Below are 13,502 nucleotides of genomic sequence, written 5' to 3'. Positions count from 1 at the left end.
TGACGGGGCGCGGACGCTAGGGGAAACCGGGCGGCGATGCTGCGACACCTCGACATCCGCGACATGCTGATCATCGACCGGCTGGAGCTTGCCTTCCAGCCGGGTCTCAACGTGCTGACCGGTGAAACCGGCGCGGGCAAATCGATCCTTCTGGACAGTCTCGGCTTTGTCCTCGGCTGGCGTGGACGCGCCGATCTGGTCCGCAGCGGCGCCGAACAGGGCGAGGTGGTCGCGGAATTCGAGCTTGCGCCGGGCCATCCCGCCCTTGCCGTGCTGGAGGAAGCGGGCTTCGAGCCGGACGAGACGCTGATCCTGCGCCGCGTGAACACGCCCGAGGGGCGCAAGACGGCTTGGGTCAACGACCGCCGCGCCACCGGCGAGCTTTTGCGCGCCCTTTCCGACACGCTGGTGGAATTGCACGGCCAGCAAGATGATCGCGGCCTTCTGGACCCGCGCCAGCACCGGGCGCTTCTGGACCGCTTCGGGGCGCTCGACGACCGGCTCGCCGCCACACGCGCCGCATGGACCGACCGCCGCCGCGCGCTCGCAGCCCTCGAGGCCGCCGAGGCACGGCTCGCCACCATGCGTGCCGAGGAGGATTTCCTGCGCCATGCCGTGGCTGAACTCGACAAACTCGATCCCCAACCCGGCGAGGAAGAAACGCTCGACGCCCGCCGCCGCCTGATGCAGGCCGCCGAACGGATGCGTGCCGATGTCGCCCGCGCCGCCGCAGCCCTCGGAACCGACGGGGCCGAGGGCGCGATGGGCGATGCGCGGCGCTGGCTCGACGGCGTGGCCGACCGCGCCGAGGGCGGGCTGGACGAGGCGCTTGCCGCGCTCGACCGCGCCCTTGTCGAATTGACCGAGGCGCAATCGGGCGTCGAACGCTTTGCCGACGCCCTCAGCTTCAACCCCTCCGAACTGGAAGAGACCGAGGAACGGCTCTTCGCGCTCCGCGCGCTGGCCCGGAAACATTCCGTCGCCCCCGATGACCTCGCGGGCCTTGCCGACACGCTGCGCGAACGTCTGGCCCGGTTGGACGGTGGCGCGGGCGAAATCGCGGGGCTGAAAGCCGCCGCCGACAGGGCAGGGGCCGCCTATGACGCCGCCGCCGAGGCGCTTGGTGCCGCACGGCGCGCAGCCGCCGCACGGCTCGACACCGCCATGGCCGAGGAACTGGCCCCGCTCAAGATGGAGCGCGCGGTCTTCACCACTGTGATCGACCCCGCGCCGCCCGGTCCCGACGGGGTGGACCTTGTCACCTTCACCGTCGCCACCAATCCCGGCGCACCGGCTGGCCCCTTGAACAAGATCGCCTCGGGCGGGGAATTGTCGCGCTTCCTTCTGGCGCTCAAGGTCTGCCTGACGGGCGATGACAGCGGGCTGACCATGATCTTCGACGAGATCGACCGCGGCGTGGGCGGGGCGACCGCCGATGCCGTGGGCCGCAGGCTCAAGGCGCTGGCCGCGAACGGTCAGGTTCTGGTCGTCACCCATTCGCCACAGGTGGCGGCCCTCGGGGCACATCACTGGCGCGTGGCCAAGCAGGTCGAGGGCGAGGTGACGCTGAGCTGCGTGATGCCGCTCGATCCGCCCGCCCGGATCGACGAGGTGGCCCGGATGCTCTCGGGCGATACCGTCACCGAGGCCGCGCGCGCGGCGGCCCGCGCCCTGCTGGAAGGGTGACGCGCGCCCGGCGCCCTCACGAAATCCTGCATATCCCGACGCTTGGCCCCCACATCGTGACCAACGCCGGTCTTTTCACCCGCCACCCACTCGCCTAAAGCTGGATCAGCGCGACCGGGCGGTTGCGCAAGGGAAGGAACGGGCGTGGCAGGGTTCGGGCGCGGCATTCCGGGGCAGGTGGCAACCGAGGCCGTCGATGCGGTGCGTCGCGGCTGGCACCTGTTGCGGCAAAAGGGGCCGACCCAGATCCAGTTCTGGGTCATCGCGCTTCTGATCGGGGTGGCGGCAGGCTTTGCCGCGCTTTTGTTCCGCAAGGGCATCAGCCTGCTTCAGGAAACGCTCTACGGCGTGGAGGACGTCCGCCTCCTGCATTCCTTCGCCGAAGGTCTGCCATGGCAATTGATCCTCCTGATCCCGGTTCTGGGCGGGCTTGTCGTGGGCCTGATCCTGCATTGGTTCACGCCCGACGGCCGGGTGCGCTCGGTCGCCGACGTGATCGAGGGCGCGGCGCTCGCCAATGGCCGTGTGGAAATCCGCGCGGGCCTTGCCTCCGCGCTCGCCTCGCTCATCACGCTCGGCTCGGGCGGCTCCTCGGGTCGTGAAGGGCCGGTCGTGCATCTGGCCGCCGTGATCTCCAGCTGGGTCAGTGACAGGATCAAGGCCGATGGCATCACCGGCCGCGACCTTCTGGGCTGTGCCGTGGCCGCCGCCGTCTCGGCCAGTTTCAACGCGCCCATAGCCGGCGCGCTTTTCGCGCTCGAAGTGGTGCTGCGCCATTTCGCGGTCCATGCCTTTGCCCCCATCGTCATCGCCAGCGCTGCGGGCACGGTGATCAACCGCCTCGAATTCGGGGGGGTCACAGAATACACCTTGGGCGGCGACGGCGTTTTGCAATTCTACACCGAATTGCCCGCCTTCCTGATCCTCGGCCTCCTGTGCGGGCTTGTCGCCGTCGTCTTCATGCGCGCGACCTTCTGGGCCGAGGATATGGGCAACATGATCCAGCGCCTGTCGGGAATGCCGCGCTGGCTCCGGCCCGCCCTCGCCGGGCTCCTGCTCGGCGCGCTCGCGATCTGGTTTCCCCATATCATCGGGGTCGGATACGAGACGACCTCGGCCGCGCTGACCGGCGAATTGCTCCTGTGGGAGGCGGTGGTCTTCACCATCCTCAAGGTCACGGCGGCGGCCATCACCATCGGCGGCCGGATGGGCGGCGGCATCTTCTCGCCCTCGCTGATGATCGGGGCGATGACGGGTCTTGCCTTCGGGATCGTGGCGACCGCGATCTTTCCCGACCAATCGGGCGAAGGCACGCTTTACGCGCTGGCGGGCATGGGGGCCGTTGCCGCCGCCGTCCTCGGCGCGCCGATCTCCACCACGCTGATCGTTTTCGAACTGACCGGCGACTGGCAGACGGGTCTGGCCGTGATGGTGGCTGTCTCGATGTCGACCGCCCTGTCGTCACGGCTGGTCGACCGATCCTTCTTCCTGACGCAACTGGAACGGCGCAACATCCACCTCGCCGCCGGGCCGCAGGCCTATCTTCTGGCCATGTTCCGCGTCGGCAAGGTGATGCGCCCCATGGATCACGAGAACGCGGCCCCGCATGACAGGCTGCTGACCTTGGTCGAACAGGGCATCTACACCGACACCAATGCGACGCTCGAACGCGCCCTGCCGATCTTCGAACGGACGGGCCTCGATTACGTGCCAGTGGTGCAGCTTGCCCCGGGCGATGGCCCCCCCGCGCTCGAAGGGGCCTTGTTCCATGTCGATGCGCTCAAGGCCTATAACCGGGCGCTTGCCGCCACAGCGGCCGAGGAACACAGCTGATCAGAGCTGCTCGACCGTCACACGGTCGATGTAAAAGGCGATGTGATCCTTGATCGCCGCCACGGATTCGGACGGATCCTCATAGGACCAGGCCGCATCCGGAATATCGCCCGCCGCACTCGAGACGGTGAAATAGCTCGCGACACCCTTCCACGGGCAGGTCGTCGAACTGGCGGTCTTCTCCAGAAACGCCATGCCGATGTCTTCGCGCGGGAAATAGATGACCGGGGGATAATCGCCCTCGGTCAGTTCCAGCGCCCGGTCGCTTTCGCCCAGAACCGCGCCGCCTGCGCGCACGACCCATTTGCCGGTCGCCTTGCGGATCCTGATATGGTCGGCCATGCACGCTCCTCCTCTTGGTTGCGCCCCTTCTACGGCGGCGCTGTCCCGGTTGCCAAGGGCCGGGTTGCCCCTTCCGCGTGACAGGGTGATGTCAGATCGCCGCGCAGGCCCGCTCCAGCCACGCCAGCACCTCGCCCTCAACCAAGGGTCCGATCCGCGCCAGAACCTCCGCGTGATAGCCGTTCAGCCAGTTACGCTCGGCGGGCGACAGGCGCTCGGCCACCACCATCCTCCGGTCGATCGGCACCCATGTCAGCGTCTCGAAGGCCAATTGCGCGCGATGTGCGTCGCCGCCGGGCAGGGGCGGGGCCTCGACCACCACGATCAGGTTCTCGATCCGGATGCCGAATGCCCCTTCGCGGTAATAGCCCGGCTCGTTCGACAGGATCATGCCGGGGTCCAGCGGCACGGTCGACACCCGGCTCAGGCGCTGCGGCCCCTCATGGACCGACAGGTAGACGCCCACGCCATGACCCGTGCCATGGTCGAAATCCCGCCCCGCCGCCCAAAGCGGCGCCCGCGCCAGCGCATCGAGATGCGCGCCCGAAACCCCCTTGGGGAACCGCGCCCGGTGGATCGCGATCATGCCCTGCAACACCTGCGTAAAGGCCTCGCGCGCCTCTTGCGGCACATCGCCCACCGCGATGGTGCGGGTGATGTCGGTCGTCCCGTCGGCATATTGCCCGCCGCTGTCGACCAGCAGCACCTCGCCCGCCCGCACGGGGCGGTTCGTTTCCTCGCTCACGCGGTAATGCACGATGGCCCCGTTCGGGCCCGCGCCGCAGATCGTGTCAAAGGAGATATCGCGCAGCGCATTGGTGTCGCGCCGGACCCCTTCCAGCCGCCGCACCACGTCGATCTCGGTCAGCCCGCCCTTGGGGGCCTCGGCATCGAGCCAGCTGAGGAACCGCACCATCGCCGCCCCGTCGCGCAGATGCGCGGCCCGCGTCGCCGCGATCTCGGCCGCGGTCTTGCGCGCCTTGGGCAGGACCGTCGGGTCGCGCTCATGGCTCACGGCGATCCCCGCCGCCTCCAGCAGATCGGCAAGCGCCTGTGGCGCGCTCGACCTGTCCAGCCGCACCGGCCCGCCCAGACCCGTCAGTGCGGTCTCCATCTCCTCGGGCGCGCGCACCCGCACCTCCGGCCCAAGATGACCCGCCAAGGCCGCATCCACCCGCCCCGGATCAAGAAACAGGTCCACACCGCCGTCGGCATGCAGGATTGCCATGGCCTGAACCACCGGGTTGCGGGGGATATCGCGCCCGCGAATGTTCAAAAGCCAGTTGATCCCGTCGGGCAATGTCAGAACCGCCGCGGCTTCCCCCGCCTTGATCAGCGCCGCAGCGCAATCCGCGCGCTTCTCTGCCGCGCTTCTCCCGGCCAGATCGTCCGGAAACACCTCGATTGCGCCTGCTGGCGGACCGGGCCGATCGCTCCAGATCGCATCGACGAGGTTTGCCGTCCCAACCAGCTCCACCCCCGATCCTGCCAGCGCCGCGCGCAGCGTGGCCATCTCCTCGATCGTGTGGAGCCAGGGATCGAACCCGACCCTGCCGCCTGCGGGCAGGGCGTCGCGCAGCCAATCGGCCAGCTTCACCTCCGGCCAATCGACAGGTGTATAAACCGCCAGCGCCACCTGCGCCTTCACCTGCACCCGGTAGCGCCCGTCGACGAAAACGCACGCCCGATCCGCCAGCACGGCGGCAAATCCCGCCGATCCGGTAAACCCGGTCAGCCAGGCCAGCCGGTCATCGCAAGGCGCAACATATTCGCCCTGAAACCGGTCCGCGCGCGGCACGAGGAACCCGTCGAGCCCCGCCTCCGCCATCGCCGCCCTGAGCGCCGCCACCCGCGGCACACCATCCTCGGGCCGGCTCCTGACCTCGAAATCCTGGAACACCGCTTTCCCCTTCATCTTCCCGAAAATACGGACAGCCCCGCGGCAGCCACATCTCCCACGCTGCCCGTACGCGCAGCCGCCGCCGCGCGCCCGGAAAACGCGGCGTTTTCCGCCCCGCTCAGCCTGCGCGCTTCATGCCCATGACGCGGGCCCGTGCGCGCGGGTCGCTGTCGAACAGGCTGGCCAGCTGCTCGGTGATCGCGCCCGCCAATTGCTCGGCATCGGTGATCGTGACCGCGCGCTGGTAATAGCGCGTCACGTCATGGCCGATCCCGATCGCCAGCAATTCGACCGCGCGCCGCTTTTCCACCATCGCGATCACATCGCGCAGATGCTTTTCAAGGTAATTGGCCGGGTTCACGCTCAAGGTGCTGTCATCGACCGGCGCGCCATCGGAAATCACCATCAAGATCTTGCGCGCCTCGGGGCGGCCCGCCATCCGGCGATGCGCCCATTCCAGCGCCTCGCCGTCGATGTTTTCCTTCAAGAGCCCCTCTTTCATCATCAGCCCGAGGTTGTCGCGCACCCGCCGCCACGGCGCATCCGCACTCTTGTAGACGATGTGGCGCAAATCGTTCAGGCGGCCCGGTTGCTGCGGGCGCCCCTGCGCCAGCCATTCCTCGCGCGCCTTGCCGCCTTTCCAGGCCCGCGTGGTGAAGCCCAGGATCTCGACCTTCACGCCGCAGCGCTCCAACGTGCGCGCCAGAACATCGGCACAGATTGCCGCGATCGAAATCGGCCGGCCGCGCATCGACCCCGAATTGTCCAACAGCAGCGTCACCACCGTGTCGCGGAACTCGGTATCCTTCTCGATCTTGAACGAGAGCGGCGTCGTCGGGTTGGCCACCACGCGCGCCAACCGACCCGCATCCAGCGTGCCTTCCTCCAGATCGAATTCCCAGCTGCGGTTCTGCTGGGCCTGCAACCGCCGCTGCAGCTTGTTGGCCAGCCGCGACACCGCCCCCTTCAGGGGCTCCAGCTGCTGGTCGAGATAGGCGCGCAACCGTTCCAGTTCCTGCGCCTCGGCCAGATCCTCGGCGGCGATTTCCTCGTCATGCGCGGTGGTAAAGACCGCATAGGTCGGATCCGCATCCGAATGGGGCGGGACAGGCGGCGGCTCTTGCGGGGCCTCGCCATCGGGCAGTTCCTGCTCGTCGGCCTCGTCCATATCGCCCTGGTCGTCCATCTGGACCTGGGCCTGCGATTGGTCTTGCTGCTGCTCCTGGCTGCGCTCGGGATTGGCCTCGGCATCCTCTTCCTGGCTGTCGTCCTCGCCGGTCGAGTCGGGCTGGTCGTCCTGCTCGTCCGAGGCCTCGTCCTCTCCCTCGTCATCCATCTCGTCGGGGTCGTCGCCCAGTTGGTCGCCATAGCCAAGGTCGTCGATCATGCGCCGCGCGAACCGGGCAAAGGCTGCCTGATCGCCCAGAACCTTGTCCAGATCCTCCAGCGTGCCGTCGCAGCGATCCTCGATGAAGCCGCGCCACAGCTCCATCACGTTCGCGGCCTCGGGCGGCAGCGCGCGGCCCGTGGCCAGATGCCGGATCAGGTAGCCCGCGGCGGTGGCCAGCGGCGCATCGGCCGGGTCGCGGATATCTCCATAGCCCTTGCGCCGCGCCTCGTGCCCGATCTTGGCGTCGATATTGCCGGCCGTGCCCGGCATGGTGCGCGCGCCCACGGCCTCGCAACGGGCGATCTCCATCGCCTCCATCAGGTCGCGCGCCATGGCGCCCTGCGGGGCATAGCGCGCCGCCGTGCCCGCATCGTGGTAGCGGTGGCGCAACGCCAGCGCATCGGCGGTGCCGCGCGCAAGCAGCACTTCCTCGCGCGTCATCCGGCGGCTCACCTGCGGCAGGCGGACGCTGTCGCCCGAAATACCCGGCGGATCGACCGAATAGGTGACGGCGAGTTCGGGATCATCCGCCAGAACGCGGGTCGCTTCCGCGAGCGCCTTCTTGAACGGGTCTGCCGGGTTGTCGGTGGGGTGCTTTGCCATGGCCGGGAATGTGGCGCGAAGGCGGGGGGAGGGCAAGGGCCGTCGCGCAGGTCCGGCCGCCCCCGGTGGTCAAGACAATCTCCCGTCCTGGCAGGCTTGCCCAAGCTGACCTGTGGACAGGGTTCTTCCCGCTCTCTACCGTTTCCCTTCAGTTCACCGAAAGGCACCGGTATGACCGATCACGAGACCTTCAATCTTGGTCCCACCAGGCTTGCCTGTGGTGTGGTCGTCCCCTCTCTTCACCTTGCCTACAAAACCTACGGACAGTTGAACGCGCAGAGGTCGAACCTGATCCTCTACCCCACGTCCTACGGGGCGCAGCATTCCGACATCGACTGGCTGATCGGTCCGAAAGGCATCCTCGATCCGGAACGCTACTGCATCGTGATCCCCAACCAGTTGGGGAATGGGCTGTCGAGCAGCCCAAGCACATTTGCCGATCCATTCACGCATGGTCGCGCGCCCACATTTTCACACCTCGACAACATCGCGGCGCAAGACCGCCTGTTGCGAGAGGTGCTCGGGGTCGAGCGTATCGCCCTGATTTATGGCTGGTCGATGGGCGGTCAGCAGGCGCTGCACTGGGGCGCGCTCCATCCGGACCGGGTCGCGCGCATTTGCGCAACCTGTACCTCCGCCCGCACCAGCCCGCACAACAAGCTCTTTCTCGAGGGTTTGCGCGCCGCGCTGACGGCCGATCCCGGCTGGAACGGCGAATGGTTCACCCAACGTCCGATCCGCGGTCTGCGGGCATTCGCGCGCGTCTATGCGGGATGGGCGTTGAGCCAAGCGTTTTACCGCGAAGAACTGTGGGCCGACGCGGGCTTCACCTCGCGCGAGGATTACGTGACCCGCGCCTGGGAGGGGAATTTCCTGCGCCGCGATCCGATGGATCTGTTGTCGATGATCCAGACTTGGATCGACTCCGATATTTCCGACAATGCCGTCTTCGGCGGCAACCTCGAGGCTGCCCTCGGCGCGATCACAGCGCCGTCCATCATCATGCCCTCGACAACAGACCTCTATTTCACGGTCGAGGACAGCCGGATCGAAACCGCCATGATGCCGAATGCAGAGCTTCGGCCCATCCGCTCGAATTGGGGACACCGTGCCGGTAACCCGCAGAATTCGCACGAGGATCTGATCGCGATCCGCAAGGCGGTGGACCAATTGCTCGCGGATTGAGCGGTGGATACAGGGCCTTCCGGGCCGCTGCGACCGCGCGGTGGTTCTCTGGCCGGAATGGTCGTGGTCTCACCGCGACAAGGGCGTCCCGACCATCACATACGGGGCCCCTTACCCCCCGAACCAACCGGGTTCCGCATTCCCCCCACACAGCAGCACACAGACCCGCTCGCCCGGCTCCGGCACATAGGCGCCCGAGGTCAGCGCCGCCAGCGCCACGGCCGCACCCGGTTCCCCGATCAGCCGCGTGGCCTCCCAAAGGCGCTTGGCCGCGTCATATACGGCGGCATCGTCCACAAGGATCGCCTGATCGACGAAATCGCGGATCACGTCATAGGACATCACGCCCAACCTCGGCCCGCCCAACGAACTGGCGGCCACGCCCGAGGGGCTGGCGCTGAACTCCGGCCCCTCGCGCAGCGAGCGTTCGAGCGTGTTGGTGTCATGCGTCTCGACCGACACCACTTTCACCCGGTCCCGGAACCACGCGGCCACGCCCCCGATCAGCCCGCCGCCGCCGGTCGAGACAAGGATCGTGTCGATCCCGCCAGCCTCGCCCTCGGTCATCTGCGCTTCGATCTCGCGCGCCACGGTGCCTTGGCCCGCCAGCGTCGGGAAGGTGTCATAGGGATGGACCGACAGCGCGCCGGTATCCTCCGCATGGGCGGCATAGGCCGCCATGCAATCGGCGACGGACCCCTCCGTCAGGATCACCTCGGCCCCGAACATCCGCATCCGGCGCAGCTTTTCCTCCTTGGCGATGGCCTTGGGGACAAAGATGACGGATCGGTGGCCCAACTCCGTCGCCGCATAGGCGACCGCCGCGCCATGGTTCCCGCCCGAGGCCGCGACGACGCCCGCAGGCGGCACGCCCGCCGCCAGCATCGTGTTGAACGCGCCCCGGACCTTGAAGGATCCGGTGACCTGCGTGTGTTCCAGTTTCAGCGTGACAGGGCAGGGCAGGTCCAGCGCCGCGCCCTCCACCTGCAAGATGGGGGTGCGGCGCACGCGGCCCGCGATCCGGGCGGCGGCGGCGGTGATGTCGTCGGGTGTGGGATATGTCATGGTGACGCGACGATGGACCGGCCCTGCTGCCGGGTCAACCGCGCCTCTGTACAGGCGCACAGACCAACCGCGCCTCAGCGTAGGCGCGCGCACCAATCGGGCCTGCGCCCGCCATCATAGGGAAGCGCCAGCCCCTCGGCGATCAGCCGTTGGCCGACGTCGCGCCCATCGACCGACAATTGCACCAACCGCCGCTCGTAGCGGTCCCATCTTCCCAGCCGCGCTTCGATCCGGCGGGCCTCCGCGACCAGCGCCCGCAGACGCCATGTCGCCGCCTGCCCGTGGACAGCTTCGGCCGAACAGCGCGGGTTGTGGGTTTCGGGCGTGTCATAGCCCGTCAGCCGCGCGCGAAACCGGCCTTCGCCGAGGCAGTCCAGATCGACAGTATCGCCGTCGACCACCCGGATGACGACGCAGGGCGGGGTGTCCGTACTGGCTGTGGCGGGGGTGGTCAGGGTGACTGCACCGCCAAGGACGATCAGCGCAAAAGCAAGGTTAAGGATGTGCTGCATGCCCGGATAGATGGGCACCAAACCTTAACCTGTCGAGCGAAAAATTAACCTTTTGTTAACACTTTGCCGGTCGCGTAAAGCCCTGCGAACAGTGCGCGTCAGCCGCTCACGACAGACAGGCAGTCGGCGCTGTCGGCGACGTAAAGCGGCTCGGCATCGAGATCCGGCGTCTCGCGCATCAGTGTCTCGTAAAAGGCCGACCATTGCATCAGGCCCTCGCCCACCTGCGCCTCGGCCGTGGTGCGATCGATCCCGCCCTCTTCCAGCGTCCGCACGGTCGTGACCACCAAAAGCCCCATGAAGGTCGCGGTGCGCTCGCGCAGATCCTCGGGCAGATCCGGGCCGAAGACCGCCAATCCACCGGCAAAAAACCCCGCGCAGCGCATCCCGATATAGGCAGGTGGCTCGCCCGCCGCGACGGCATCGCGCAGAGTTGGCGTTTCCTGCGCTTGGGCAAGGGCGGGCAGGGCGGCCAAACAGATCGCCCCAACAAGACCCCGCAGCGTCATCCGAGGCTCATCGAGGCCGCGCTTTCCGGCAATTCCTCATCAAAGCAGCGCTGGTAGAATTCGGCGACCGTCTGCCGCTCCAACTCGTCGCATTTGTTGAGGAAGGACAGGCGGAACGCATAGCCGACATCGCGGAAGATTTCGGCATTCTGCGCCCAAGTGATGACCGTACGCGGCGACATGACGGTCGACAATTCGCCATTCATGAAGGCGGTCCGCGTCAGATCGGCGACCGTCACCATCTGGCCCACGGTCTTGCGCCCTTTTTCAGTGTTGTAATGCGGGTTCTTGGCCAGAACGATCGCGGCCTCCGCGTCGTGGCGCAGGTAGTTCAGCGTGGCGACAAGCGACCAACGGTCCATCTGCGCCTGGTTGATCTGCTGCACCCCGTGGTACAGGCCGGTCGTATCACCAAGCCCCACGGTGTTCGCCGTTGCAAACAAACGGAAATATTTGTGCGGCGTGATGATCTCGTTCTGGTCGAGCAGCGTCAGCTTGCCGTCATGTTCCAGAACCCGCTGGATCACGAACATCACGTCGGCGCGGCCCGCGTCGTATTCGTCAAAGACGATGGCGACGGGATTGCGCAGCGCCCAGGGCAGGATGCCCTCGTGGAATTCGGTCACCTGCTTGCCGTCGCGCAGCTTGATCGCATCCTTGCCGATCAGGTCGATCCGGCTGATGTGGCTGTCGAGGTTCACGCGCACGGCGGGCCAGTTCAGGCGGGCGGCGACCTGTTCGATATGGGTCGACTTGCCGGTGCCGTGATAGCCCTGGATCATGACGCGGCGGTTGTAGCCAAAGCCCGCCAGGATCGCCATCGTCGTGTCGGGATCGAACTTGTAAGTGCTGTCCAATTCCGGCACGCGGTCGCTGCGGTCGGCGAACCCCTTGACCTTCATGTCGGTGTCGATGCCGAACACCTCGCGGACCGAGATCTCCTCGGTCGGTTTCGCGTCCATGCTCAAGCTGCCGTCTGCCATGAAGTCCTCGGGTGTTGCTGGGGTTTTGGGCGTGGTCTCGGGGATGCAACATATCGCCCGGGGCCGCAAGGGGAAGGGACAAAAACCGGGCTGGTCAAGGCGGGGGGCCCCGCGCTATCAGCAAGGCATGAAACGCGCATCTTGCGGCCATGTCTGACCGCGATCATCTCGAATACCTCCTGTCCCGCGTCGCCTTGCGCGACCAAGAGGCGTTTTCCGAACTTTATCGCGCAACCTCGGCGAAACTTTTCGGCATCTGCCTGCGTGTGTTGGTCAATCGGTCGAGAGCCGAAGAGGTGTTGCAAGAGGTCTACGTCAAGATATGGAACCGCGCCGACCGGTACCGGGTCACAGGCCACAGCCCGATGACATGGTTGATCACGGTGGCGCGCAACCACGCCATCGACCGCCTGCGTGCCGAAGGGCCGCCGACCGCCGATCTGGATGCCGTGGCCCCGATGGCCGCACCCGGGCCCACGCCCGAGGCCAGCGCCATCGCTGCGGGAGAGGCGCGCCGGATCTCCGGCTGCCTTGACGAATTGCCCCCCGATCGCGCCGACGCGGTGCGCGGGGCCTATCTGGAAGGCCAGTCCTACAAGGAACTGGCCGAGTTGCACGATGTGCCGCTCAATACAATGAAGACATGGCTGCGCCGCAGCCTTTTGAGCCTGAAGGAGTGCCTGTCGCGATGACCGGGCGGCCCGACGACCAGATGCCCGAAGACGAGGTTCTTGCCGCGGAATACGCGCTTGGGCTTCTCGATGGGACCGAACGCGCGGCGTTCGAGGCGCGCCTGCGGCGCGATCCGGTGCTGTCGCGCGCCGTGGTCGATTGGCAGGCGCGTTTCGCCACCATGGCCGAAGCCGAGGTCGCTCCGGTTGCCCCGCCGCAGCGGCTCGAGGCCGCGGTGATGGCCCTGATTGCGCCCGGGACGCCTTCCGCATCGGCGGCCGTCTCGCTGTGGGATCGGGTGGCTTTCTGGCGCGGCCTGACCGCGCTCAGCGGCGCGGTTGCGGCCTTGGCCGTCGGCGTGGCCGTCCTGCCCGTGCTCGACCGGCCCGATGCGCCGCCCGTGGACGCGGGCGCGACCGAGATCGGGGGCATCCCGCCCGGCACGATCCTGATGACGCATATTCTGCCGCTCGAGGGATCGGGTCTGGGTCTCGCCGTGACCCGCGAACCGGGCGGCGCCCTGCAAATTCGTCGTGTCGCGGGCGGCCCGACCGACGGCCGCGCGCAAGAGGTCTGGCTGGTGCTCGACAAGGGCACGCCGCCCATCTCGCTCGGCCTCTTGGGGGAAGAGCCTCTGACCACGCTGACCCCCCCGCCCGAAGTCTCGCAAAGGTTCGGGGCCGGTGCCGCCATCGCCATTTCCGACGAACCCGTCGGCGGTTCCCCCACCGGCCAGCCCACCGGTGCGATCCTTGCGCTGGGCCGTCTTGTCGCGCTCTGACCGCGGCACTCACGCAAGCGTGAACATGTCGCTGCGATCTT

At 67.4% G+C, this 13,502-nt stretch carries 12 protein-coding genes; 5 read left to right on the top strand and 7 right to left on the bottom strand.

The features are described 5' to 3' along the window. The first annotated feature begins 36 nt into the window (after positions 1-36). Together recN and QQK63_RS04015 are read left to right on the top strand one after the other, a co-directional pair. Complete coding sequence (recN, locus tag QQK63_RS04020; protein ID WP_277827304.1) at positions 37-1,686, top strand: DNA repair protein RecN; 1,650 nt, start codon at positions 37-39, stop codon at positions 1,684-1,686. Between the two features lie 201 nt (positions 1,687-1,887). Continuing rightward, a complete protein-coding gene (locus QQK63_RS04015) occupies positions 1,888-3,519 on the top strand; it encodes a chloride channel protein (RefSeq protein WP_277827824.1) in 1,632 nt (543 codons plus the stop codon). On the opposite strand, the gene QQK63_RS04010 is transcribed toward QQK63_RS04015, so the two are convergent. From QQK63_RS04010 to cobT, 3 genes are all read right to left on the bottom strand, one after another. Continuing rightward, positions 3,520-3,861: a DUF427 domain-containing protein gene (locus QQK63_RS04010; protein ID WP_277827306.1), complete on the bottom strand. Its 342-nt coding sequence runs from the start codon at positions 3,859-3,861 to the stop codon at positions 3,520-3,522. A 91-nt stretch (positions 3,862-3,952) separates the two neighbouring features. Beyond that, on the bottom strand, positions 3,953-5,761 hold the full coding sequence (locus QQK63_RS04005; protein WP_277827308.1) for an aminopeptidase P family protein: 1,809 nt from the start codon (positions 5,759-5,761) through the stop codon (positions 3,953-3,955). Positions 5,762-5,879: 118 nt separating this feature from the next. After that, entirely contained in the window at positions 5,880-7,754 is a 1,875-nt protein-coding gene (cobT, locus tag QQK63_RS04000) for a cobaltochelatase subunit CobT (protein ID WP_277827310.1), read from the bottom strand. Between the two features lie 171 nt (positions 7,755-7,925). Here cobT and QQK63_RS03995 point away from each other — a divergent pair, with 171 nt between their 5' ends. Beyond that, on the top strand, positions 7,926-8,939 hold the full coding sequence (locus QQK63_RS03995; protein ID WP_277827313.1) for an alpha/beta fold hydrolase: 1,014 nt from the start codon (positions 7,926-7,928) through the stop codon (positions 8,937-8,939). A gap of 111 nt (positions 8,940-9,050) precedes the next feature. Here QQK63_RS03995 and QQK63_RS03990 read toward each other — a convergent pair whose 3' ends face one another. The 4 genes from QQK63_RS03990 to cobS form a co-directional block, all read right to left on the bottom strand. Further along, the gene (locus QQK63_RS03990) at positions 9,051-10,004 is read right to left on the bottom strand and encodes a threonine/serine dehydratase (protein ID WP_277827315.1); all 954 of its coding nucleotides are present in this window, start codon (positions 10,002-10,004) and stop codon (positions 9,051-9,053) included. Between the two features lie 74 nt (positions 10,005-10,078). Continuing rightward, complete coding sequence (locus QQK63_RS03985) at positions 10,079-10,534, bottom strand: thermonuclease family protein (RefSeq protein ID WP_277827317.1); 456 nt, start codon at positions 10,532-10,534, stop codon at positions 10,079-10,081. Positions 10,535-10,614: 80 nt separating this feature from the next. Further along, positions 10,615-11,025, bottom strand: a complete 411-nt coding sequence (locus tag QQK63_RS03980) for a hypothetical protein (protein WP_277827319.1) — start codon at positions 11,023-11,025, stop codon at positions 10,615-10,617. Then, on the bottom strand, positions 11,022-12,008 hold the full coding sequence (cobS, locus tag QQK63_RS03975) for a cobaltochelatase subunit CobS (protein WP_277827321.1): 987 nt from the start codon (positions 12,006-12,008) through the stop codon (positions 11,022-11,024). The genes QQK63_RS03980 and cobS overlap by 4 nt, the downstream gene beginning before the upstream one ends. Before the next feature lie 149 nt (positions 12,009-12,157). Between cobS and QQK63_RS03970 the strand changes: the two genes are divergently transcribed. Further along, a complete protein-coding gene (locus QQK63_RS03970; RefSeq protein ID WP_277827323.1) occupies positions 12,158-12,700 on the top strand; it encodes a sigma-70 family RNA polymerase sigma factor in 543 nt (180 codons plus the stop codon). Continuing rightward, positions 12,697-13,461 (top strand): anti-sigma factor, encoded by a 765-nt coding sequence (locus tag QQK63_RS03965; protein ID WP_277827325.1) that lies wholly within the window; start codon positions 12,697-12,699, stop codon positions 13,459-13,461. The genes QQK63_RS03970 and QQK63_RS03965 overlap by 4 nt, the downstream gene beginning before the upstream one ends. Positions 13,462-13,502: the final 41 nt, after the last annotated feature.

The organism is Roseicyclus marinus (assembly GCF_030163795.1).
Lineage (GTDB): Bacteria > Pseudomonadota > Alphaproteobacteria > Rhodobacterales > Rhodobacteraceae > Roseicyclus > Roseicyclus marinus.
Note: the sequence above shows the minus strand (reverse complement) of the source record. Positions and strands in the feature narration are given on the sequence as shown.

What these genes read in the sequence shown, in the direction of transcription:
- recN (WP_277827304.1), top strand. Translation starts at nt 37, where the DNA reads ATGCTGCGACACCTCGACATCCGCGACATGCTGATCATCGACCGGCTG.
- QQK63_RS04010 (WP_277827306.1), bottom strand. Translation starts at nt 3,861, where the DNA reads ATGGCCGACCATATCAGGATCCGCAAGGCGACCGGCAAATGGGTCGTG.
- cobT (WP_277827310.1), bottom strand. Translation starts at nt 7,754, where the DNA reads ATGGCAAAGCACCCCACCGACAACCCGGCAGACCCGTTCAAGAAGGCG.
- QQK63_RS03995 (WP_277827313.1), top strand. Translation starts at nt 7,926, where the DNA reads ATGACCGATCACGAGACCTTCAATCTTGGTCCCACCAGGCTTGCCTGT.
- QQK63_RS03990 (WP_277827315.1), bottom strand. Translation starts at nt 10,004, where the DNA reads ATGACATATCCCACACCCGACGACATCACCGCCGCCGCCGCCCGGATC.
- QQK63_RS03980 (WP_277827319.1), bottom strand. Translation starts at nt 11,025, where the DNA reads ATGACGCTGCGGGGTCTTGTTGGGGCGATCTGTTTGGCCGCCCTGCCC.
- cobS (WP_277827321.1), bottom strand. Translation starts at nt 12,008, where the DNA reads ATGGCAGACGGCAGCTTGAGCATGGACGCGAAACCGACCGAGGAGATC.
- QQK63_RS03970 (WP_277827323.1), top strand. Translation starts at nt 12,158, where the DNA reads ATGTCTGACCGCGATCATCTCGAATACCTCCTGTCCCGCGTCGCCTTG.
- QQK63_RS03965 (WP_277827325.1), top strand. Translation starts at nt 12,697, where the DNA reads ATGACCGGGCGGCCCGACGACCAGATGCCCGAAGACGAGGTTCTTGCC.